The sequence below is a fragment of the Enterococcus sp. 6D12_DIV0197 genome, assembly GCF_002174385.1.
In the GTDB taxonomy this organism is placed as follows: Bacteria; Bacillota; Bacilli; order Lactobacillales; family Enterococcaceae; genus Enterococcus_D; species Enterococcus_D casseliflavus.
Genome location: NZ_NIBN01000001.1, coordinates 1,907,468 through 1,930,072, shown reverse-complemented (window position 1 = coordinate 1,930,072; position 22,605 = coordinate 1,907,468). Strand labels below are relative to the sequence as shown.

At 42.7% G+C, this 22,605-nt stretch carries 20 protein-coding genes; 3 read left to right on the top strand and 17 right to left on the bottom strand.

From position 1 onward, the window contains the following. Window positions 1–74 precede the first annotated feature (74 nt). Window positions 75–830 (top strand): Tat pathway signal sequence domain protein, encoded by a 756-nt coding sequence (locus tag A5867_RS08865; RefSeq protein WP_087627403.1) that lies wholly within the window; start codon window positions 75–77, stop codon window positions 828–830. A 95-nt stretch (window positions 831–925) separates the two neighbouring features. Here the strand turns inward: A5867_RS08865 and A5867_RS08860 are convergent, their stop codons facing one another. The 11 genes from A5867_RS08860 to A5867_RS08810 form a co-directional block, all read right to left on the bottom strand. After that, entirely contained in the window at window positions 926–1,381 is a 456-nt protein-coding gene (locus A5867_RS08860) for an S-ribosylhomocysteine lyase (RefSeq protein ID WP_087627402.1), read from the bottom strand. Window positions 1,382–1,393: 12 nt separating this feature from the next. Then, the gene (locus tag A5867_RS08855; RefSeq protein WP_087627401.1) at window positions 1,394–2,038 is read right to left on the bottom strand and encodes a class I SAM-dependent methyltransferase; all 645 of its coding nucleotides are present in this window, start codon (window positions 2,036–2,038) and stop codon (window positions 1,394–1,396) included. Between the two features lie 2 nt (window positions 2,039–2,040). Next, entirely contained in the window at window positions 2,041–3,186 is a 1,146-nt protein-coding gene (locus A5867_RS08850) for a cystathionine gamma-synthase (RefSeq protein WP_087627400.1), read from the bottom strand. Continuing rightward, window positions 3,176–4,141 carry a cysteine synthase family protein gene (locus A5867_RS08845; protein ID WP_087627399.1) on the bottom strand — a complete coding sequence of 322 codons (966 nt, stop codon included), beginning with the start codon at window positions 4,139–4,141 and terminating at the stop codon, window positions 3,176–3,178. The genes A5867_RS08850 and A5867_RS08845 overlap by 11 nt, the downstream gene beginning before the upstream one ends. A 409-nt stretch (window positions 4,142–4,550) precedes the next feature. After that, entirely contained in the window at window positions 4,551–5,651 is a 1,101-nt protein-coding gene (locus A5867_RS08840) for a glycerol dehydrogenase (protein WP_087627398.1), read from the bottom strand. A gap of 187 nt (window positions 5,652–5,838) precedes the next feature. Continuing rightward, complete coding sequence (gene dnaJ / locus A5867_RS08835) at window positions 5,839–7,008, bottom strand: molecular chaperone DnaJ (RefSeq protein ID WP_087627397.1); 1,170 nt, start codon at window positions 7,006–7,008, stop codon at window positions 5,839–5,841. A 126-nt stretch (window positions 7,009–7,134) separates the two neighbouring features. Further along, the gene (gene dnaK, locus A5867_RS08830) at window positions 7,135–8,964 is read right to left on the bottom strand and encodes a molecular chaperone DnaK (protein ID WP_005225936.1); all 1,830 of its coding nucleotides are present in this window, start codon (window positions 8,962–8,964) and stop codon (window positions 7,135–7,137) included. Between the two features lie 52 nt (window positions 8,965–9,016). After that, window positions 9,017–9,604 carry a nucleotide exchange factor GrpE gene (grpE, locus tag A5867_RS08825; protein ID WP_005225935.1) on the bottom strand — a complete coding sequence of 196 codons (588 nt, stop codon included), beginning with the start codon at window positions 9,602–9,604 and terminating at the stop codon, window positions 9,017–9,019. A gap of 38 nt (window positions 9,605–9,642) precedes the next feature. Beyond that, on the bottom strand, window positions 9,643–10,686 hold the full coding sequence (hrcA, locus tag A5867_RS08820) for a heat-inducible transcriptional repressor HrcA (RefSeq protein ID WP_087627396.1): 1,044 nt from the start codon (window positions 10,684–10,686) through the stop codon (window positions 9,643–9,645). 182 nt (window positions 10,687–10,868) lie between these two features. Next, window positions 10,869–12,059, bottom strand: coding sequence for a radical SAM family heme chaperone HemW (hemW, locus tag A5867_RS08815; protein WP_086295222.1), 1,191 nt, complete (start codon window positions 12,057–12,059; stop codon window positions 10,869–10,871). A gap of 441 nt (window positions 12,060–12,500) precedes the next feature. After that, entirely contained in the window at window positions 12,501–13,148 is a 648-nt protein-coding gene (locus A5867_RS08810) for a hypothetical protein (RefSeq protein WP_087627395.1), read from the bottom strand. Window positions 13,149–13,265: 117 nt separating this feature from the next. Between A5867_RS08810 and A5867_RS08805 the strand changes: the two genes are divergently transcribed. Further along, a complete protein-coding gene (locus tag A5867_RS08805; protein WP_087627394.1) occupies window positions 13,266–14,132 on the top strand; it encodes an aldo/keto reductase in 867 nt (288 codons plus the stop codon). Between the two features lie 136 nt (window positions 14,133–14,268). Here A5867_RS08805 and iadA read toward each other — a convergent pair whose 3' ends face one another. From iadA to truB, 4 genes are all read right to left on the bottom strand, one after another. Beyond that, window positions 14,269–15,453 carry a beta-aspartyl-peptidase gene (gene iadA / locus A5867_RS08800; protein WP_086338286.1) on the bottom strand — a complete coding sequence of 395 codons (1,185 nt, stop codon included), beginning with the start codon at window positions 15,451–15,453 and terminating at the stop codon, window positions 14,269–14,271. A gap of 30 nt (window positions 15,454–15,483) precedes the next feature. Then, window positions 15,484–17,175, bottom strand: coding sequence for a putative basic amino acid antiporter YfcC (gene yfcC / locus A5867_RS08795; RefSeq protein ID WP_170927566.1), 1,692 nt, complete (start codon window positions 17,173–17,175; stop codon window positions 15,484–15,486). Window positions 17,176–17,414: 239 nt separating this feature from the next. Then, window positions 17,415–18,368 (bottom strand): riboflavin biosynthesis protein RibF, encoded by a 954-nt coding sequence (gene ribF / locus A5867_RS08790; RefSeq protein WP_170927522.1) that lies wholly within the window; start codon window positions 18,366–18,368, stop codon window positions 17,415–17,417. Between the two features lie 2 nt (window positions 18,369–18,370). Continuing rightward, window positions 18,371–19,297: a tRNA pseudouridine(55) synthase TruB gene (gene truB / locus A5867_RS08785; protein WP_087627392.1), complete on the bottom strand. Its 927-nt coding sequence runs from the start codon at window positions 19,295–19,297 to the stop codon at window positions 18,371–18,373. A 122-nt stretch (window positions 19,298–19,419) separates the two neighbouring features. Between truB and A5867_RS08780 the strand changes: the two genes are divergently transcribed. Next, window positions 19,420–19,998 carry a phosphatase PAP2 family protein gene (locus A5867_RS08780; protein ID WP_087627391.1) on the top strand — a complete coding sequence of 193 codons (579 nt, stop codon included), beginning with the start codon at window positions 19,420–19,422 and terminating at the stop codon, window positions 19,996–19,998. 51 nt (window positions 19,999–20,049) lie between these two features. Here the strand turns inward: A5867_RS08780 and rbfA are convergent, their stop codons facing one another. Together rbfA and infB are read right to left on the bottom strand one after the other, a co-directional pair. Then, entirely contained in the window at window positions 20,050–20,400 is a 351-nt protein-coding gene (gene rbfA, locus A5867_RS08775) for a 30S ribosome-binding factor RbfA (RefSeq protein WP_005225925.1), read from the bottom strand. 33 nt (window positions 20,401–20,433) lie between these two features. After that, on the bottom strand, window positions 20,434–22,605 hold a 2,172-nt coding region (infB, locus tag A5867_RS08770), incomplete at its 5' end, for a translation initiation factor IF-2 (protein ID WP_249270033.1).

Here is a 22,605-nt window from a genome sequence, read left to right as displayed (position 1 = left end):
GCAAAATCCGTGATGAAATTCAAACACCTCTATTATCATGAGTCGTCTAAAAAACTTAGGAGTTGAAGGATAAAATGAAACTGAATCGTCCTCTGAAAAAAATCCGGGAGCATCGCAGAAGAAGTCTTTTGCTTTGTTTGGGCATTAGTTGTTTTTTACTCGGAGCTGTCCTCTTCTACAGCGAAAATCAACCAGCAGCTGCCTACGAGCAGTTTTTAGAGATCGATTACTTAACTGCTTTACTGGAAGAAAGACCTTCCCCTGAATCCATCAGCGATCTTGGCCTCGATCTCATCAAACGTAGTGATCGGGTAAACCAAGAGCGCAGTGCCATTAACCGAAAGCGGCGCCGCGAAAATGTGATCGTCACGGAAGAGACTAGAAAAGTTTTTTCTCCCGATCAAGGAGCAATGGTTGATGAAGTAAGAAAAGTAACCACTCGTTTACCTGATTCAGCCATTGATTTGTTATCAACGATGGCTGACAGCAGCGCTCTCGAGACAAAAAGAGTTCCTTTAGGTTCAAGGGACAAACTGTCCAAAATCAGCTTTGATTTTGACTCCGATAACGCGGGAAATGAACATTTATCTAGAATTACATTGGTTGATGTCCCAGAATTTTTCGGTATTGATTTCTCACAATTCGGGAAAGAGGATGATATTGAGGAGATCAAAGAGACATTGATCGAACAGTATGGTTTAGATGCTCACATCAGAGACGTTAGCGCCATTCGGAGACTTTTCTTTGTTCATGAAGGATTTGAGTTTTACATTAGTCAAACCTATAATCCAAACGGAGTCGGCATCACTGTCCAAGCAGTAGAACCATAAACAAAAACTATCGAACCCCCGTCTCTTTGCGGGTTTAACAAAAAAGGCGTCTGCGAATCCAAACGCAGGCACCTTTTTTCTACTTCTATTTTTATTTAGGCAAAAACGATCGACCAATTGTCACGTTCATCAAGAAATTCTTGCGCTAATTTTTGCGCACCCTCTAAGGTATGGTTCGCCGCCCAACCGCATTGCACTTCATTGCTGGCAGGTACTTCAGTTGCTTGCAAAACGTCCTTCATGGTTTTTTCTAGGACGGTCAAAATCTCTTCATAATCGTCATGATTCAAGACAGTCAAATAAAAGCCGGTTTGGCAGCCCATTGGCGACCAGTCCACGATATAATCCGCATGATTACGAATCAATTCTGCCGTCAAATGTTCTAGCGAGTGCAGACTTGCCATATCCATATGCGCTTGGTTCGGCTGCTTCAAACGGACATCATATTTGATGATGGTATCATTCGTTCCTTGTTTTTTATCGGCAACCCGTACATAAGGTGCTTTGACTTTCGTATGATCCAAATTAAAGCTTTCAACATTCATTTTCATTGTACTTCTCTCCTACTCTTTTTGTGCTTCCACAAGCCAAACATACTCATTGATCTGCTTAAAACGACTGGTAAACCCATGCTGACGAAAGTATCGTTCGATATCCGCTGTGACTGGATAGTACTCTCTTTGCAGATCAGCGGCTAGTCGCTGGTGACCAGCTTGCCGTGCTTCATCGATTCGTTCCATTTTGTGGGCTAGAGAAAGAAACATCGTATCCCCGAAAAGCACTTGCCCGCCTTTGGGCAGCATCGCAGCATATTTGCCGATTACCCGTTGTTTTTCGTCCTCCGTAAGATGATGAAAAACATAGGTAGAAACGATCGTATCAATCACATCCGTGATCTCAGGAAAAACCTCCATATCACCATCTACAAAAGTCACTTTAGAAAGACTGGGTTTTGACTTGGCGATTCGCCGCATCTCTGGCGATGGCTCGATTGCCAGCACGTTTTTTCCTTGATCAAGCAGAGCTTGTGTTAGATTTCCAGTTCCACTACCAAATTCTACCACAGACTGCCCTGCTTTTTCAGCAATTTCAGCGAGTAACTGTTCATATTTGAAAAAAACCGCTCGATATTCTTCATCCTTACCTGCAACTGTTTCATCGTACTCAGCTGCCCAGTCAGAAAAAATTGGAATAAACTCTCTCCCCATCACTAGCTACCTGCCTTTTCAAACGCTTGCTCTAAATCTGCCTGCAGATCCTCACCGTCTTCGATGCCGAGAGACAACCGAATCAAGCCATCTTTGATCCCAGATTGCTCACGAATTTCTTTAGGGATCGAGGCATGGGTCATCACGGCTGGCACTTCTACCAAGCTTTCCACGCCACCTAAGCTTTCTGCTAAAGTAAAAATCTTTAATGATTCAACAAATTCTGCTGTTTTCGATTCATCGTTTAGTTCAAAAGATATCATACCGCTATACCCAGACATCTGTGATTTGGCGATCTCATGTCCTTCATGGGCAATCAATCCTGGATAATAAACCTTTGCGACAGCTGGATGTGCTTGTAAGTAGTGGGCAATTCTCATCGCGTTGTTTTGATGTGCTTCCATCCGCAAAGCAAGTGTTTTGATGCTTCGTTGGATCAACCAGCTATCATGAGGCCCCAATACACCACCAATGGCGTTTTGTAAAAAAGCAATTCTTTCGGCGATTTTTGGCTCTTTGGCAACCGCTAACCCAGCTACTACATCACTGTGTCCACCGAGATACTTGGTAGCACTGTGAATCACAATATCTGCGCCTAATTGTAGCGGCTTTTGAAAGTAAGGGGTCGCAAAGGTATTATCCACGATCGTCAAAATGTCCTGTTTTTTAGCTAGTTGGGCAACGATTGCGATGTCCGTGATCTTCAATAATGGATTAGTCGGCGTTTCCAGAAAGATCGCTTTGGTTTCTGGAAGGATGGCTGCTTCAACGGCAGCTAGCTCATTTGTTTTGACAAGTGTATAAGACAATCCGCTTTTTTCTAATACTTGATGGAGCAAACGAAACGTCCCGCCATATACATCATCCCCTAAAATGACATGGTCTCCAGTCTGAAACAGCGAGAAGACCGCATGGGTGGCTGCTAATCCAGAGGCAAAAGCAAACCCTTGGGCGCCTTCTTCCAGATCCGCAATCAATTCTTCTAAGGCAAATCGAGTTGGATTGCCTGAACGACTGTATTCATATTGCTTTGGCTGACCAAGAGCATTTTGCCGATAGGTTGATGTTTGGTAAATTGGCACACTAACAGCACCAGTCATTTCGTCTTCGCTGATACCGCCGTGGATTACTTTTGTATTAAAATGCATGGTTTACTCCTCCTATGAATGGGGTAATTGCTGATTCCCCCGCATAAATCTGTTTTGATAGATAGCGATCGCCTCCATCTGGAAAGACGGTAACGATCGAGCTTCCAGTTGGTAATTCGAGGCTTTCTTTTACTGCTGCTGCCATCGCCGCTCCACTTGAACTTCCAACAAGCAAACCATAGTTTCTTGCCAAGTATCGAGTAAAAGCAAAGCCTTCCGCATCACTGATCGTATAAATTTGATCAATAAGCAAATCGTCAAAAAATTGTGGAATGAACTCAACACCGATCCCTTCAATCTCATGTCCATGGGCAGGCCCGCCATTTAAGATCGATCCTTCTGGTTCAACGACAGCAAGTCGAGTGCTTGATTTTTGCTTCCTTAAGTATGTTGCGACACCCGCGAAGGTCCCCCCGCTGCCAGCTCCAGCAACAAAGCTGTCAATTTTTCCAGATAACTCCTGAAAGATCTCTGGGCCTAAGGTTGCTTGGTAGGCTGCAGGATTGTTTTGATTGTGAAATTGCATTGGCATATAACTATTTGGTAGCTGTTTTGCTATTTCCTTTGCTTTTTCAATCGCCCCTTGAATGCCTGCTTCAGTGGGCGTATGAACGATGGTCCCGCCCAACGCTTCAATCAGTTGCTGCTTTTCAAGGCTAAATTTTTCAGGAATGACAAAAATCATTTTTAAGCCATACTCGATTCCAGCTAAAGCTAAACCAATTCCAGTATTTCCCGCTGTCGGTTCGATAACGGTTGTCTCATGATCGATCACATGCTCGCGAAACGCTTCATCGATCAAATACTTTCCTAAGCGGTCCTTGATACTTCCACCAGGATTTAAATACTCAAGTTTCGCATAGATGGTACTTCCCTTTTTGCCGCCAAATGCTGCGGCATCAAATTCAAAGAATGGGGTGTGCCCAATCAATGCTTTTATATTATTAACGATCATCGCTCGACTCCTCGCTCAACTTTGTTTGGCACAACTCGTATGCTTCATGTACTCATTTTCATTTGCAATCATCAGCCGTCGCCAATGAAAGCGGTAAAAAACAGCAAACAAAAAGGGGTACTGACTATTACATCAGTACCCCAAAAAAATGTCGTCTTATCCGGATAGAAGTGAATCACTAAAGAAACTTCAGCGATCTTCTGCGACAAAGGAACTAATAATAGGCATGACAAATCGGTATGCTGCTTTTTGCACCATACAACAACAACAGGTAGTTTGTGTGTTGACGTTTGTCATGTCTTGTTCCCTCCTTTAATTTGCTTGTTATCAAAATAGCACGACTCTTTTTTATTGTCAAACGTTTTTTGAAATCACCGAGCACACATTGATGATCTTTAATAAAATAACATCATAGAGGATAGTAAGCACTCACATAGGCATCCACGGCTTTGATCGCTGCTGCAACATCTTCTGCAGAAACCGGAAATGGCATATTGTGGATCGTTTCCCCTTCGATAGTTGCTTGCTCGCCAATTTTTAATAGGTCTGCATCGCTGGCTTCCGCAAGATGCATGTCGGATAATGTCGTCGGTAATTCTAATGCCTGATACAATTCTATATATTGGTCGAGCTCTTCAGGATCTGCATTTTCCAGCATCAATTGAGTGAGTGTTCCGTAAGCAACCTTCTCACCATGGGTCAGATCATGAACGTCTCCTTCAAGGGCTGTCAAGCCATTATGAATCGCATGAGCTGCTGCCAGACCTGCACTTTCAAAGCCTAATCCACTAAGCAAAGTGTTGGCTTCCACGATTTGTTCAAAAGCTTCGGTAACGACTTGTTTTTTATTCGCTTGATAGGCTTTTAAGGCATTCTCAAAAAGGATCTCTTCGCATTTTTCAGCGATCGCCATGCTGGCAATTGGTTGCACCCCGCCGACCATATTTTTACTATGGCTTCGAGCAACAGCACGTGCCTCGACATAGGTTGCGAGTGCATCCGCAATACCAGCGGCTAGCAATTTGGCAGGCGCTTTGGCAATCACAGCGGTATCCACTAAGACAAGTTCAGGATTTTTGTTATAAAAACGATACTTTTCAAAACGACCTTCAGAAGTATAAATAACAGAAAGTGCCGAAGTTGGTGCATCAGTGGAGGCAATCGTTGGCAAAACAGCAATCGGTATTTTCAATTCATCCGCAACAGCTTTCCCAGTATCGATGGCTTTCCCACCACCTAATGCGGCAATCACTTCGATTGATTCACTTTTGGCTTTAGAGACGATACGATCGATTTCATTTGCAGAAGCTTCTCCACCAAAAATTTCTTTTACCGGATCTAACTCGGCTGCTTTTAGGTTCTCAAATAGTTCTTCACCGGCAATTTTCCAAACAGTTTCATCGGTCAAAAGAAGCACTTTCTTTCCTAAATCTTTGATATGGGATAACCCATGCTTCAAGACCCCTTTTCCTTGAACGTATCGTGACGGACTCGCAAATATTCTTTCCATTGTATCTCCTCCTTTAATTGGTCTACTTTTATTGTGACACACTAAGCAAGCGATTTCAAAGGAAAAGAAAAAAAGATGGCCAAGAAGATTCGATTCTTGCCCATACTGCACATTTATAGCCATACAAACACTCATGCCCTTATAAAACGGATGGTTTTATAAGGGCATGAGTTGGATTTTTTCATGGTTATTTCTTTTTCCCACCAAAAGCATCTTTCATTTTATCAAAAAATCCTTCTGGTTGTTGTTCGTTCGTTTCATGGCCACTGGCTTTTGCATAAGCCCGCAATGCCTCTTTTTGTTCCTCATTTAAGTTCTTAGGTGTGATCAGCTTCACTTTGACCTGTTGATCGCCATTGCCGCCTCCCCGTAAGCGAGGGGCTCCCTTACCGCGTAAGCGGAAGTTTGTGCCTGTTTGCGTACCAGCTGGAATTTTTAATTTCACATTCCCATGAACCGTTGGTACATTGACTTCGTCGCCTAAAGCAGCTTGGACAAAGTTTAACGGCAGTTCGTAATAAATTTCCGACCCATCACGGTCAAAAATATCACTTTCTTCCACTCGGAAAACAACGTACAGATCACCATAAGGACCACCATTGGCGCCAGCTTCTCCTTGACCAGACAAGCGCATTTGTTGTCCATCTTCGACACCTGCAGGTACGTTGACTTTCACACTGTGTTTTTTCTTTTCATGGCCAGTACCATGACATGTTGTACATGGTTCTTTGATTTCTTTCCCAGTTCCATGACAAACATCACAGGTTTGACGGCTCATCACACGACCAAGCGGTGTTTGACGTTCAACATTGATGGTACCTGCACCATGACATTTATGACAGGTTTCTGGTGAAGTACCTGGTTTTGCCCCGTTCCCACCGCAGGTATGACAGGTTTCTTCACGATTGTATTGAACAGTTTTTTCCACTCCGAAAATCGCTTCTTCAAAGGAAAGATCAACCGCATATTGCAAGTCCGCTCCTTGTCGAGGTGCATTAGGATTGGCTGCTCTGCCGCCTCCACCACCGAAAAACGATTCGAAAATGTCTTCAAATCCACCAAAACCGCCACCGGAGAATCCGCCACTGTTAAAGCCGCCGAATCCACCGCCATAACCGCCTCCGTAGTTCGGATCGGTACCAGCATGACCATACTGGTCATAAGCAGCTCTTTTTTGGGAATCACTTAATATTTCATAGGCCTCAGAAATCTCTTTAAACTTTGCTTCTGCATCAGGTTCTTTATTGATGTCTGGATGATATTGTTTTGAAAGCTTACGATAAGCTTTTTTGATTTCGTCATCCGAAGCCCCTTTTTGTAGACCTAAGACCTCATAATAATCTCTTTTGTCTGCCATTGGCTTCCCTCCACTATATTCTTGCGTCTCTCGTATTTTAGCATATAATTCGCTCTAGAAAAATACGTTTCGCAAATTCATAAGAAAAAGCCAAAGCGGTGACTTTGGCTTTTTCACAAACAGCGATTATTTATCGTCACCGTCTACTTCTTCAAAGTCGGCGTCAACCACATCGTCTGCGCCGCCTTGTGCAGCTTCTGGATTTTCTTGTGCTTGTTGTTGTGCTGCTTGTTCGTATAATTTAACAGTTAAGTTTTGTACGATTTCATTCAAAGCATCACGTTTCGTTTTCATTTCTTCTAAGTTGTTTGCTTCAAGTGCAGCTTTCAACTCATCACGAGCTTCTTCCGCTTTTTTGACTTCGTCTGCATCCACTTTGCCTTCAAGCTCTTTCAATGTTTTATCAACAGTGAACAACAAAGCATCGACGTCATTGCGTAGATCAACTTCTTCTTTGCGTTGTTTATCGGCTTCAGCGTTTGCTTCAGCATCTTTTACCATGCGTTCGATTTCTTCATCTGATAAACCTGAAGATGATTTGATCGTGATTTTTTGTTCTTTTTGTGTACCTAAATCTTTTGCAGAAACATTGACGATCCCATTTTTATCGATATCAAATGTTACTTCGATTTGAGGGATGCCACGAGGTGCTGGTGGAATATCCGTCAATTGGAATCTACCTAATGTTTTGTTGTCAGCTGCCATTGGGCGTTCTCCTTGCAAGACATGGATATCAACGGCTGGTTGATTGTCTGCTGCAGTTGAGAAGACTTGTGATTTACTTGTAGGGATCGTTGTGTTACGATCGATCAGTTTTGTGAAGACGGCACCCATTGTTTCGATACCTAATGATAATGGTGTAACGTCTAGTAAGACGACATCTTTCACATCACCTGTGATCACGCCACCTTGGATCGCAGCACCCATCGCTACCACTTCATCTGGGTTTACTGATTTGTTTGGTTCTTTATTGGTTTCTTTACGAACAGCATCAACTACTGCTGGAATACGTGTTGAACCACCAACTAAGATGACTTCATCGATTTCTGATTGTGATAAGCCAGCATCTTTCAAAGCTTGGCGTACTGGAATTTTTGTCCGTTCGACTAGGTCTGCGGTCAATTCATCGAATTTCGCACGAGTCAAGGTCATTTCCAAGTGCAATGGACCAGCATCACCAGCTGTGATAAATGGCAAGCTGATTTGAGTACTTGTTACACCTGACAAGTCTTTTTTTGCTTTTTCAGCAGCATCTTTCAAACGTTGCAAGGCCATTTTATCTTTTCCAAGATCAATGCCGTTTTCTTTTTTGAATTCTGCTACCATGTGATCGATGATTTTGTTATCAAAGTCATCCCCACCTAGGTTGTTGTCCCCAGCAGTTGATAATACGTCAAAGACGCCATCCCCTAATTCAAGGATCGATACGTCAAAAGTACCGCCACCTAAGTCAAAGACTAGGATTTTTTCATCTTTATCTGTTTTATCTAACCCATAAGCTAAAGCTGCGGCAGTTGGTTCGTTGACGATCCGTTCTACTTCAAGACCGGCAATTTTACCAGCATCTTTGGTTGCTTGACGTTGTGCATCGTTGAAGTATGCAGGAACAGTAATGACTGCTTTTTCAACTTTTTCACCTAAATAGTCTTCAGCAAATCCTTTGATGTATTGAAGAACCATTGCGGAAACTTCTTGTGGTGTATAGGATTTGCCTTCAACTTCTACTTTGTATCCAGCTTCACCCATATGGCGTTTAATAGAAGAAATCGTATTCGGGTTTGTTACTGCTTGGCGTTTTGCAACTTCCCCTACTTGGATCTCACCGTTTTTGAATGAGACAACAGAAGGTGTGGTACGGTTTCCTTCTGGATTCGTAATGATTTTTGCTTCGCCGCCTTCAAGGACAGCAACAGCTGAGTTTGTTGTTCCTAAGTCGATACCGATAATTTTACTCATAAGTAATACACTCCCTTTTTTAATTTAAACATCTACTTATAGATAGAAAGAACTATTGTGCAACGATGACCATGCTTGCACGCAAGACACGATCATGCAATTTATACCCTTTTTGCAAGACAGTAACGATTGTGTCTGCCGGTGTTTCATCAGAGGCAGGTACAGTCTGCACCGCTTGATGCAAGTTCGGATCGAACATTGCACCTTCAGCAGGAATCTCTTCGATTCCCTCTTCTTTTAAGGCTTGACGCAGACTTTCAAGAACCATTTCAACGCCTTTTTTCAAATTCGCAGCTTGGTCTTGATCGACATCTGCTGCCATCGCTCGTTCCAAATTGTCGATTGCTGGCAACAGTTTTTTGCCAAGATCTTGCGAGCGGTATTTTTGTAAAAGTTCCCGCTCGTTGCGGTTACGTGAAGTGATATTTGCGATCTCTGCACGAGCACGCAGGAATTGATCTTCCAATTCGTTATTCTTTTCTTGCAAAAGTTCCAATTCGCTTTTTTCCACTGCTTCTTCCTCTGGTTGAGGAGTCTGTGCTTCAGTTTCAGTTGATTCATTTGAAGATTCAGTTGTTTCTGCGGTTTCTTCAGCAGTTTTATCTAATTCTTCATCTAAACGCTCTTCTTTTTCCGTCACGTTTCAACCATCCCTTCTACGATTTGTTTCATTGCCGCTTATTCATTGGCAGCGTCTAATGCGCGATAATAATCGGCCAATTTTTTTGCTAACTCGCCTCGAAAAACTTCCATCAATCCAAACATCCGTGAATACGGCATACTTGATGGACCTAATAAAGCGATCGTTCCTTGTCCATGACCTTCGATTTCATAGCTGGCTTGGATCAAACTCATATTTTGTAACAAGTCGTTGCCAAGCTCAGAGCCGATTCTGATTTGAATCGCAGAATCTCTTGGCGCCAGCAGCTGTGTCAGCTGATCTGCGTTTTTCATAAATGAATACATCGATTTGAACTGACTAACATCTTGCGTCGGTTCAAAATCCAGAAGATTCATTCGCCCGCCGACGAAGATTTTTTCTTCAAAAATATGGCTCAGCATCGTATCAAAGAGATCAACGATTCCGTCAGTCGTTTGAAAATACTTATGCAGAATCATAGGAATCTCGGTTCTTAATCGATGGTAGACCGTCATTAGAGGTTCACCGATCAATTTGTCGTTGATGATCCTTACCATTTTTTCCAAATCTTCGCTGCTCATCGATTCAGGAAGAGCAAAGACTTGATTTTCGACATTTCCTTTATCCGTCACGATGATCGCGATGATCTGTCGTGCATTCAAAGGGACGATTCGAAAGCCCGTCAATTTCCTTTCCTTCATATCTGGTCCGAGAGACAACGCTGTATAGCTAGTCAAGTTGGACAAGATCGTGGCAGACTGCTGGATGATTTCATTGATTTCATGAAAATCTTTTCCAAAAGAATGACGAATGGTTTGAATTTCATTTTGGTCAACTTCAGATGGCTTCAATAAGTGATCAACGTAATAGCGATACCCTTTTATTGATGGCACACGCCCTGAAGATGAATGTGTCTTTAACAGAAGTCCAGCTTCTTCCAGCGCCTTCATCTCATTACGAATGGTGGCAGAGCTAGCTTCAACCCCATCTTCCATCAATCGCTTCGAGCCCGTGGGCTGACCAGTATTCGTATAGTTTTGGATGATGAGGTGTAAAATCATTTGTTGTCTAGGTGTCAACATTTTATCCACTCCTCCGTTAGCACTCATTCCTATTAAGTGCTAACACGATTATAAATATACCATATTTGCTAGGAATGTCAAGTATTTGCATCACTTTTTTAGCACTCTTTCTAAGAGAGTGCTAAAAAAGAAATCAAAAAAAGAAGCAGCGCGAAATGGCTACTTCTCTTCCTTGTTCTTTCTTATTTTTCTCCATCCAAGAGAAATGCTTCAAACACTTCGTTGCCAATGAACATCCCAGCTTTCGTTAAAAAGACACGATCACCTTGACTAGCCAACCAGCCTTTTTGAATCAACTGTTCGCTAGTTGAACCATAGATTTCCTGAAAAGACTTCCCGAATTTTTCTGCAAAGCGTATTTTTGAAATGCCAGCCTTTTTACGAAGGCCTAAAAACAGTTCCTCTTCCATTTGATTACTGGTTGTCAATTCTTCGGTTTCATGGATTGGCAATTGATTTTCCTGTAATGGTTTCAAATAATGCTGGATTGGACCTTTATTCTTGTAGCGGGTCTGTCCAAGATACCCGCTGGCGCCTGCCCCAAAGCCAAAATAATGTTCATTGTTCCAATACACTAGATTATGCAAGGACTCATACCCTGGTCGTGCAAAATTACTGATTTCATATTGATTCAAGCCAGCTTTTGTCATCGCGGCGATCGCCTCATCAAACATCTGCGTTTCAGCTTCTTGAGAAGGCAGCGCCATTCTCCCTTGGCGAACCCAGTTCATAAACATGGTTTTGTTTTCTAAAATCAAGGAATACATCGCATAGTGAGGCAACCCGAGATCAATCGCTCGCGTCAGTGTATCACGGAAGCTTTCTATGCTTTGTCCCGGAAGTGCATAAATCAAATCGATCGTCACATTCTGAAAATCATGTTTTTCCAGCAGCTGAATGGTTGAATAAACATCTTCAGCGGTATGCTTGCGGCCAATTTTTTTAAGCAAGCGATTATCAAAGGTTTGGACCCCCATCGACAAGCGAGTGACTTGATGGTTTTTCAAAACCAGCATTTTTTCTTCACTCAAATCACCAGGATTTGCTTCCACGGTAAACTCTTTGGTTGTGTGGGTCGGCAGCAATTCATGCACACCTGAAAGCAATCGATCCAGCTGGTTCGCCGAAAGCGACGTTGGCGTCCCGCCGCCGATATAAATTGTTTCCGCCTCATTGATAGGCTGACGCAAGAGGGTCAGCTCAATTTCTTTTAGTAACGCTTCGATGTACTCATCCACTGGCTGCCCTTCTAAAAACACTTTGTTGAAGTCACAGTAATAGCAGATATGTTCACAGAATGGTATATGTATATACGCAGAAATATTTTGCGCGCTTTTTGTAGATGGATCGTTTATTGTTTGACCTTCAGGCATTCCTAAGTGATTCTCCTCTACCTTCTTTTTACTCCCATCGCTGAGAGCATCGGCACTCATTGTAGCATAGTTCTTAGAATTCTCCTATCACTTGGACTATTTTGGGCAAGAAAAAACACCACTTCCAAGAAGTGATGTCTTCAAATAGTCATAGCAAAAATTAAGAGCACTACTCTTATTAAGTACGGTAAAATACCGCTTTTGTTCTTATACCACCCAGAAAAAAATCTGTTTGTTACAAGAACTAACACTTCCCCCAAACTGTTAGCGCCACAATAGATAAGCTGTTGCTGACGGCTTACTTAACAAGAGCAGGACTCTTATTCTTGAAAGACAATTGCTTGTCTTATCTGACTTAAGTATACCTTTTTTAAAAAATTAAGTCCTATCATCTTTTTCACCAGTCTATGAAAACGATGAGAATCATCCCCTTGGCGACCGTTATAGAATGTGTAGCAAAATATCGATCAGATAGCGGATCAACCGATACGCAATAAATAAGAAGAAAATATTTCCCAGCAAGAATTGAAAAACATTGCCGATCGATCCTTTAAAGGAGCGAAAGCTGAAATAACGCGACCAACGATTGAACCCGTTTTGGCGATTTCGTTTCAAACGATACGCTTCATCATACTTCATTTCCAAGAGGTCATAGTAAAAAATCATCAAGGGTTGTTGCACAAAGAAAACTTTTTTATAGCCTGCCATCAACGTGTACTGCTTATTATTGGAAGGGAAGTTGCGATTGCCGTTTTTCTTCACGCGCATCGTTGTTCCATCGTTCATTGGGAACGCATAATGATCCTCGAATTCTGTCAGTTGATGAATTTGCGGCACCTGATTTTCTTCTTCAAAAGCACGTACGACCTCACTCGCCTTCTGATAAAGTGAAACTAGCCACGCCATCATCCCTAGCAAAATACCTAACAAGATGATATTTAAAAGCAAACTTTCTTGTAACAAAAATAAATAACCTAAGATAATCAAAATCGCCACACCAAGGGCAATCATTCTTCTACGGAAATAACTGCGATACATCAACTCAAAAGAGCGCCGATAATAGGCAAAATCTTCTTTTACAAAATCCATTTTTTCCACATCTTTCTGCGTTTAGGTTGCTGATAATGTATCAAAGATCCTTTTGAAAGTCAATTTACCGAAAAAGTTTCAGCGTCTGATTTGTTTCAAACAAGAAAACGTTTTATAATGGAAGATGTAACAAAAAAAAGCGATGAAAGTAGGTTGAGATACGTGATATTACAAGAAACATTTACCTTGCAGAACAAACTGACAATTCCTAAGATTGGCCTTGGAACCTGGCAATCTTCTCCAGAAGATGCTTACAACGCCACAAAATTTGCCATTCAAAACGGTTATCGACATGTCGATACAGCGGCAGCTTACAAAAACGAAGAAGCGGTTGGGAAAGCTGTGCGCGATTCAGGCGTTGCCCGCGAAGAAATTTTTGTTACCACGAAAGTACCTGCTGAGTTGAAGACCTATCAAGAAGCGGTTGATAGCATTGATGCTTCTCTAAAAAAACTTGACTTAGGGTATATCGATTTGATTTTGATCCACGCTCCTCGTCCTTGGAAAATCATGGGAAACAATCCAGAAAACAAAGATTTTTATCTTGAAAACATCGATGTTTGGAAAGCACTAGAAGAAGCCTACTTAAGTGGGAAAGTAAAATCAATTGGTGTTTCCAACTTCGATCAAAAAGATTTACAGAATATTTTTGATCATTGCGATGTGAAACCGCTGGTCAACCAGTTTGTTTACCATATTGGACGTACAAATGAAGAGTTATTGGCATTTTGTAAAGACCACGAAATTTTAGTGGAAGGCTATTCTCCAATCGCCACTGGTCGTTTACTCGATAACGATGCAGTGAAGACGATTGCGGAAGCTTATGGAAAATCTATTCCACAACTTTCAATTCGTTACTTGCTACAAAAAGACATTCTGCCATTGCCAAAATCCGTTCATGAAGAATACATTTCTGACAATGCCAAAGTTGACTTTGAAATTTCTGAAGAAGATATGAAGAAATTGGATGCGTTGCAAGCTTAAGAATGCTTGCGTTTAATTGAAAAAAGCAGTCCGATCAAGTCCAGTAAATGCTGGTCATGGATCGGGCTGCTTATTTTGTTCTAAAACTCTGTTTAGAAAAACAACCGTTTCTTAGTTTGTCAAAGCTGGAATCTTCTTATGTTAGTTGCTCAAAGGTACCCCACACTTTTACTTCTTGTTTTTCTACCATCGTTCTGCCTTTCGCTAGAACCGTTTCTACTGTTAATGTTTCTTTGTTCAGCAAACAAATATCAGCATCCATCCCTGCTGCAAGACGTCCCTTTTGATCAAGCTTCAATACTTTCGCTGGATTAGAAGTGATTGCTCGAATGGCGATCTCCAATGGAATCTGCTCTTTTTGGACTGCTTCTTTAATGCCTACCATCAAGGCTCGCGAACTACCGACACCCAGACCTATGAATTGATTGTTTTCATCAAAGTACGGGAGGCTACCTTGCCCATCAGAGGTCATGGTAAATTGATCCAGCCCGATCCCTTCTGCTAACAAACGCTTCAATCCTTTACTGAAGCGAACCTCATCGTCTTCTTTTTCCCAGAAATCAGGATCCTCACTCGCCGTAAAATCAATCGTTCCACCCATTTTTGCAAAAGCAATACTTGCTTCGAAAAGCTCGCTGGTCCGATTGGCATGTGTCGGTAAAAATTGGCTGATTGGAATCTCTGTTTCTTCGATGGTTCGTAAAAGTAGCTCATATTTTCTCTTTCCTCCACCTAAGTGGACGTTTACGATGCCTGCTTTTCCAGAAAGCATCCCACCAACACGGGCATCCGCCACCGCGCGGGTAAATTCTTCGAAACTCGGTTGTGAAGAACGATGGTCAGAAACGGCAATTTCACCGATACCAATGATTTTGTCAATAGTCAAAAAATCTTGAATGATAGAATCGGTGACCGGAGTCAATGGCAATCGATAAGAACCGTCATACAAGTACGTCGTGATGCCTTCTGCCTCTAGTCCACGGGCCTTACTGATCAAGGCAGTCATATCTCTGCCTACTCCGTCAGTACCCAAACACCCAACCACTGTCGTTACCCCCGCTGAGGTCAGCTGAGACAATTTCACTTCTGGTGTCCGGTTCTGAAAGCCGCCTTCCCCGCCACCTCCTAAGATATGAAAGTGGCAGTCAATAAAGCCGGGAACAGCAAGTAACCCTGTGCCATCGATTTCTTCAAGAGGAACCCCTGAGAATCCTCCTTCGATCGAATCTTCAATAGCAATGATCTTGTCTTCGCTTAAAAGAATATCTTTTTTTCCTAAATAGTCAGGCGCATAAACCTCCGCTTGTCTTATCACCTTCATGAGTGCTTCCTCCTCGTGTCTGATTGCTTCTTATTGCAAGCCGATCGCGACTGCAATAAAGATGAAGATCGTTCCTAATACAAATAAGAACCCTTGCATTTTGATCTGGAATTTCGCCCATTTCACCCATTCGATTCTTGCGACACCTAGCACACCGATCAGACTTGCCGATACTGGAGTGAAGGCATCCATGAAGCCTGAGCCTAATTGATAAGCCAATACAGCGATCTGTCTTGAAACACCTAAAAGATCAGCTAATGGCGCCATGATCGGCATGGTCAATGCAGCCTGACCTGAATTGGAGGTCACGATCAAATTGAAGAAGCTTTGGAAAATGTACATGAACCATGCCCCAATAAATGCTGGAACATTGCTTAACAAACCACCGATGCTGTGCAAAATCGTATTCAAGGCTGACGGCACGTTGGCATCAGAACCGCCGAGAACCAGAAGAATCCCTTTGGCCATCCCTACAACGATTGCAGTTCCCGCTAATTCTGAGGCCCCTGATTGAAAGGCACTCGCCACATCATTCAAGCCCATATTTTCTAATTTGAAAAGAACCGCTATGATTCCTGCCCCTAAGCCCATAACAAAGAATTGAGAAGCGATCTCGGGAATATAATAGCCTTTTTGTGTCACACCCCATACGATCCAGATCAAGACCGCCAGCATTTCAACCAAGATCAATTTATGACCTAATAAAAATGGTTTTTGCTCACTGGAGGTTTTTTCAAGATGATTTCGAAAATACGCATCTGATTGATACGTGAGCGATTTCTCAGGATTCTTGCGAATTCTTTCGGCATAGATCATGAGGTATCCTGCGGATAATGCGGTAACCACGACCCACATGATGATTCGGAACGTTGCGCCTGAAAGAACGGGAATACCTGCGATCCCTTGAGCCACTGCCACACTAAATGGACTCATCCACGAGGTGGCATTCCCAATCTGGGAGGCGACATAGGTGACAGTGACCGCCACGATCGAGTCATACCCTAATGCGATCACGAAAGGCACCATGACCATCGAAAACGGAATGACTTCTTCTGCCATCCCAAAAGTAGCACCACCAAATGAAAAAGCAAAGAACAACAGCGGCAATGCCAAACGTTCTAATCCACGGGTTTTGCTGATAAATGCAAAGATCCCCGCATCGATCGCTCCCGTTTGCATGATAATACCAAATGCACCACCGACCACTAAAATCAGTGCTGCAATCCCTACTGCTGAGCCGTATTTGTCGCCAGAAACCAACCCTTCAAAAACAAAATTTAAAAAGCCGAAACCGCCAAAGTCATCGGTTCCCCAAACCTTGGCTGTTTTATGCAGTTTTTCTGAAGTATCATAAATCTTTTCGCCATAAAGGCTGTAAAGGGTGTCATCCGTTAGCCCGACCTCATCTAATTGACTCTGGGACAACTCTTTAGGCCCTTCAGCTAGAACAGCTGCTAAAGCCTCAGGATCGACATCTAATTCTTCCAGCTCTTGTGGATCGTCTTCCAATTGATTCAACTGTTGATAGACGTATTCGTTATCTAACGGGTAGGCATAACGAAACGAATCTTGCATCAAGACCGTTCTGGTACTTATGTCCCCATTTGCATCGGTATACTCGATTTCTTGTGTACTAAATTTCCCAGCAGGAACTAAGAAAGTCAGCAACCATGCCAACAGCACGACCCCAAAAATGATGACATACGTATGCGGCGTTTTCATTTTGGTTAAATCTTTCTTTTCTTTCCCCTTTTTCGCTTTTTTTCCAATTGTCACTTTTTCTCTCCCTTTCCCTTTGCAGCGTACTGCATAAATTATCATTTTAGCCTATTTTTTAGTATATCGAAAAAACGTTTTTTCCTCATGGGGAAAGCATTAGAATTCAAATAAACTACGTTATAAAAAGAGAGAAAAAGAAAAAGTGAAAAGAAGCCAGAAACGCTTCTTTTCACTACGAATGACTAGTTTTCTTCAGAAAGCCCATCAAAATAAGCTTCAGTGTCTCGTTCATCTTGCTTTAATTGCTCGATCAACGCTTGTGCGCCATTGAAAGCGACTTGATCACGTAAGAAATGATGCCAACGGATCGCCACGGTTTCACCATAGATATCTTGGTGAAAATCAAGAATATAAATCTCTACTGTTAACTGGCGACCTTGACCAAACGTATCATTGTGACCAATCGATCCCATCGATGGATACCACTTGTCACCAACTTTGATTTCCGTCACATAGACGCCTTCTTTTGGCAACCGAACGGTGCTCTTCACTTTGATATTTGCGGTTGGAAACCCAAGTTCTCGTCCTCTAGCATCACCGTGAACGACGGTTCCTTCAAATTCATAAATATACCCTAACAAGCGATTGACTTGCGCCACATCACCATTTTGTAGTGCAGAGCGAATGCGTGTGGAGCTGACCTTTTCCTCATGAAACGATTCTTGCGCGACAGTCACGACTTCAAAACGTCCTTCTGCATAGGTTGGCAAAAGCGCCATGTTGGCAATTTCCTTCTTGCCATAGGTATAGTCAAAACCTGCAACAACAACTTTTGCATGCAGTCCGATCATGTATTCATCTACAAATACTTGCGGCGCCAAATTTGCAAAAGCAGAAGTAAATTCAATGATATAAAGAATGTCTACTCCAAGTTGTTCCATGTGCGCTTCTTTTTGCGGCAAACTGGTCAGGTATTGCATTTTTTCAGGATCCACCTTTTGAAAAACGATCGAGGGATGCTGATTAAAGGTCATCAATGCCAATTTTAACCCTTTCTCCTCTGCAATCTTTCGTCCTGTTTCAATGACTTTTTGATGACCTAAATGCACGCCATCGAAAAAGCCTAAAACTAAGACGATCTCCTCCTCAGGAATCGCTGCGTGATCATAAGGGTGTCTTATTTCAATGATTTCCATGTTCATTCTCCTATTTCTGTACGGATGACTTTTACCGGTTTCATCATATCCTGGTATTTGTCATGAGCTTTATAGATACTGATCAATTGTTCTCGATAAAAAATCGCCACTAATTCCTCTGGGCGCTTTGGTAATCCAAACGCGCTGAAGGGCAAACGCATGCCATTTTTTACTTTCTGCCAGAGGTCTGCATCGATCGTCACTTGAAGAAATTCTGATACCCCGTATTCTAAAGGTAGTAGTAGTTCCGAAACACGTTGTTCATCGACTGCCTTTTGAACCTCTGCAATCGTGTAGGATTGTTCTTTTGAAAAACCACCGCTTTTTAGGCGAGTCAAATCAGACATATGCGCGGGTACACCCAGCAATTTCCCTGTGTCGACCGCTAATGTGCGAACATAGGTCCCTTTTCCACAAGCAACTTCAAAACGCCAGCTTTGCGTATTGTTCTCATGAATAATCGGCTCTGAAATTCGTTCAAAGGAATAAATTTCTACTTTGCGCTGTGGCCGCTCGACAGTTTCATTGTTACGAGCATATTCGTAAAGTCGTTTGCCATTGACTTTGACCGCCGAATACATCGGCGGGATCTGGGTAATCGTCCCCGTCAACTGTTTCATTGCCTGATCGATCTCTTCCTTCGTAAAAGGACGAGTTAGTGCTTGTTGTTCAACGATATCCCCCGACCGATCTTCTGTAGTGGTACTGAAGCCCAAAGTGATTTCCCCGGTGTAGACTTTTCCAGAATCAACCAAGTATTCGACGATCTTCGTTCCTTTTCCGATACAAATGGGCAAGACACCATCCACGTCAGGATCTAGTGTGCCGCTGTGTCCGATTTTTTTTGTCTTTAATATTTTTCGTAATTTAAACACGCAGTCGTGACTTGTTTGTCCACGCTCTTTCCATAATGGTAAAATCCCGTCCATCGTATTCCTCCATTTCACTTCAACTTGCTTATTATAACATATAAAAAAAATTCATTGCACGACAAAATCCTTTTCGCTCTTTCTCATTACATGATAAACTAAGCATATAAGGAGGTCCTAAAATGGTTGTTTTAACGATAGGGTCATTTATTGGATTTGCCATTTTTTTGATCATGATTCAGCTCGGCACGATGCAGCGTTGGGAAGAAGCGTTTGCTTTGCAGATCATCCAAAGCCGTACGCCCTCTTTGACGCGCATGATGCACTTTTTTACCAATTTAGGAAAAGCCTTTCCGACAGTTGCGATCGCTTTACTGTTGTTTGCCTTTCCATCATCGCGGGCGGATCTTGCACCAAAAACAGCAGTCAGTATCTTCATAGTATCAGCAGCTGCTTACTTGATCAAACGAATCGTCCGACGAGATCGTCCTATTGATCATCGTTTAGTTGAAGAAAAAGATCACAGCTTTCCTAGTGCTCATGCTGCCACATCCGCTGCCATGTATGGAACGATCGCCTTGAATCTTGAACAATTGGTTCCCTCAGCTGTCATCCCGATGACCTTACTGGCAATTTTGCTTAGCTTTATGATTGGCTTTAGCAGAGTCTACTTAGGGATCCATTTTTTAACAGATGTGATCGGTGGTTGGCTCTTAGGGGCAGGTGTTGCTGGACTGGTTACTTTACTGATGAATTCCTGATGCTTTTTCCAAATAAAAAAGAACAGCTTCGACTGGAAGCTGTTCTTTTTTTTATTCTTCTGAGTGCAATGCGCGAATCATTTCATCAATTTTATTCCCGTATTGTACAGATTCATCCAACTCGAATTGGATTTCTGGAACTTTGTAGAGCGTTAGCGCTTGGCCTAGTTCACGACGAACCAACCCAGTTGCTTTTTCCAGTCCTGCTTGGGCTTTTTGCTTATCTGAAGCCAAGTCCGTCAAGGTGCTGTAAAAGATCGTTGCTTGCTGCAAATCTCCAGTTACTCGTACATCTGTGATCGTCACATCTTGCACGCGAGGATCACGAACTTTTTTACGAAGAATTTGATTGACTTCTTTTAAGATTTCTTGCGCCACTCGGCGATCTCGATAGTTAGCCATTCAAAAAGCCTCCTTGTATAGTTGTCATTTCGTTTATTTTGTTGGTACTTCTTCCATGACATAGCCTTCGATCACATCATCGACTTTTACGTCGTTGAATTTCTCGATCATCGCGCCACATTCAAATCCTAGCTTCACTTCTTTGACATCGTCTTTGAAGCGTTTCAAGCTGGCAAGTTTGCCTTCATAGATGACGATACCGTCACGAATCACCCGTACACCACTGTCACGGCGAATGCTGCCTTCCGTCACATAGCAACCAGCGATCGTACCAACTTTAGAAACTTTGTAGGTTTCACGAACGATCATTTGACCGGTGATTTTTTCTTCGAATTCAGGATCAAGCATCCCTTTCATCGCTGTTTCGATTTCTTCGATCGCTTTGTAGATAATGCGATGCAAACGAATATCGACTTCTTCTGCTTCTGCTTGCTGTTTGGCTTGCGGTGTAGGGCGGACGTTGAATCCGATGATGATAGCATTACTTGCTGCTGCTAGCGTTACGTCACTTTCATTAATGGCACCAACGGCTGAATGGACGATGTTTACTCGCACACCTTCAACATCGATTTTCTTCAATGACGCAGCTAACGCTTCGGCTGAACCTTGTACGTCTGCTTTGATGATGACGTTCACTTCTTTCAGTTCGCCTTCTTTTAGACTTTCAAACAAGTTATCCAATGTCACACGACTGCTTGATGCACGTTGTTCCATCAAGGCACGTTTTGCACGTTCTTCACCTGCTGCCCGAGCCGTTTTTTCATCTTCAAAGGTAACGAAACGGTCACCTGCTTGAGGGACATCGTTCAATCCTGTGATTTCGACTGGCGTTGCAGGTCCAGCTGCTTTATCACGACGACCTAAATCATTCGTCATCACGCGGACACGACCGAAAGTGTTCCCCACAACGATTGGATCACCAACATGAAGAGTTCCTTGTTGTACCAATAGTGTTGCTACAGGACCTTTGCCTTTATCAAGGCGCGCTTCAATAACGGTACCGATCGCCCGTTGGGTAGGATCAGCTTTCAAATCTTCGACTTCTGCTACTAAGAGGATCATTTCAAGCAATTCTTCAATGTTTTGCCCAAATTTCGCTGAGATTTCAACGAAGATCGTATCCCCACCCCAAGCTTCTGGGATCAACTCATGTTCACTTAATTCTTGCATCACATGTTGAGGGTTAGCACCTGGTTTATCGATTTTGTTAACTGCAACGATGATTGGCACTTTTGCTGCTTTCGCATGGTTGATCGCTTCCACCGTTTGCGGCATGACACCATCATCAGCTGCGACAACTAAAATCGTAATATCAGTGATACTTGCTCCCCGTGCACGCATACTGGTGAACGCCGCGTGTCCAGGAGTATCTAAGAAAGTGATTGGTTTGCCATTGATGTCGATTTGGTAAGCCCCAATATGCTGCGTGATTCCTCCAGCTTCACCACTTGTTACGCGTGAATGACGTAATGTATCAAGCAATGTTGTTTTCCCGTGGTCAACGTGACCCATGATGGTAACAACAGGTGGTCGTGATACTAAATTCTCTTCAATTTGTTCTTCTGCTTCGAAGAATTTATCGATATCTGCGATATCCACTTGAACTTTTTCTTGTGGTTCGATTCCGTAATCGGTAGCAAGCAGTTCAATCGTATCTTTATCTAAAGGTTGGTTTTGATTGACCATAACCCCCATCATAAAGAGCTTCTTGATGATCTCTGCTGGTTCACGGTAGATTTTTTTCGCGATATCCGCTACGTTCATGCCTTCTGTATATTCCAATACTTCTGGCAGTTCACGGAATTTACGTGCTGGAACTGGCGGTTTCTTTTCCGTCTGCTGACGGCCTTTTTTCCCTTTTTTGTTAAATTTATTGCGATTGTTGTTGTTGAAATTGTTATTGCGTCCACCGTAATTTGACTTGCCTCGGTTTTGATTTCCTCCACGGGAATCATTCGAGCCTTGCGTACGGTTGTTGTTGCGGTCTGCCCCTTGCGTATTTCCTGCAGATTGAGCGGCTGGACGGTTTTGTTGCCCTTGATTGTTCGGACGATTTTGTTGTCCTTGGTTGTTTGGACGGTTTTGCTGTCCTTGGTTATTCGGACGATTTTGTTGCCCTTGGTTGTTTGGACGGTTTTGTTGTCCTTGATTGTTCGGACGGTTTTGCTGTCCTTGATTATTCGGACGGTTTTGTTGTCCTTGGTT

Coding starts and splice junctions, on each gene's coding strand:
- ribF (WP_170927522.1), bottom strand. CDS start 18,368: ATGGAAATCATTGAAATAAGACACCCTTATGATCACGCAGCGATTCCT.
- A5867_RS08840 (WP_087627398.1), bottom strand. CDS start 5,651: ATGGAAAGAATATTTGCGAGTCCGTCACGATACGTTCAAGGAAAAGGG.
- truB (WP_087627392.1), bottom strand. CDS start 19,297: ATGGACGGGATTTTACCATTATGGAAAGAGCGTGGACAAACAAGTCAC.
- A5867_RS08865 (WP_087627403.1), top strand. CDS start 75: ATGAAACTGAATCGTCCTCTGAAAAAAATCCGGGAGCATCGCAGAAGA.
- A5867_RS08810 (WP_087627395.1), bottom strand. CDS start 13,148: ATGGATTTTGTAAAAGAAGATTTTGCCTATTATCGGCGCTCTTTTGAG.
- A5867_RS08860 (WP_087627402.1), bottom strand. CDS start 1,381: ATGAAAATGAATGTTGAAAGCTTTAATTTGGATCATACGAAAGTCAAA.
- A5867_RS08845 (WP_087627399.1), bottom strand. CDS start 4,141: ATGATCGTTAATAATATAAAAGCATTGATTGGGCACACCCCATTCTTT.
- dnaJ (WP_087627397.1), bottom strand. CDS start 7,008: ATGGCAGACAAAAGAGATTATTATGAGGTCTTAGGTCTACAAAAAGGG.
- dnaK (WP_005225936.1), bottom strand. CDS start 8,964: ATGAGTAAAATTATCGGTATCGACTTAGGAACAACAAACTCAGCTGTT.
- A5867_RS08805 (WP_087627394.1), top strand. CDS start 13,266: ATGGAAGATGTAACAAAAAAAAGCGATGAAAGTAGGTTGAGATACGTG.
- A5867_RS08855 (WP_087627401.1), bottom strand. CDS start 2,038: ATGGGGAGAGAGTTTATTCCAATTTTTTCTGACTGGGCAGCTGAGTAC.
- iadA (WP_086338286.1), bottom strand. CDS start 15,453: ATGAAGGTGATAAGACAAGCGGAGGTTTATGCGCCTGACTATTTAGGA.
- hrcA (WP_087627396.1), bottom strand. CDS start 10,686: ATGTTGACACCTAGACAACAAATGATTTTACACCTCATCATCCAAAAC.
- yfcC (WP_170927566.1), bottom strand. CDS start 17,175: ATGAAAACGCCGCATACGTATGTCATCATTTTTGGGGTCGTGCTGTTG.
- rbfA (WP_005225925.1), bottom strand. CDS start 20,400: ATGGCTAACTATCGAGATCGCCGAGTGGCGCAAGAAATCTTAAAAGAA.
- A5867_RS08780 (WP_087627391.1), top strand. CDS start 19,420: ATGGTTGTTTTAACGATAGGGTCATTTATTGGATTTGCCATTTTTTTG.
- A5867_RS08850 (WP_087627400.1), bottom strand. CDS start 3,186: ATGCATTTTAATACAAAAGTAATCCACGGCGGTATCAGCGAAGACGAA.
- hemW (WP_086295222.1), bottom strand. CDS start 12,059: ATGCCTGAAGGTCAAACAATAAACGATCCATCTACAAAAAGCGCGCAA.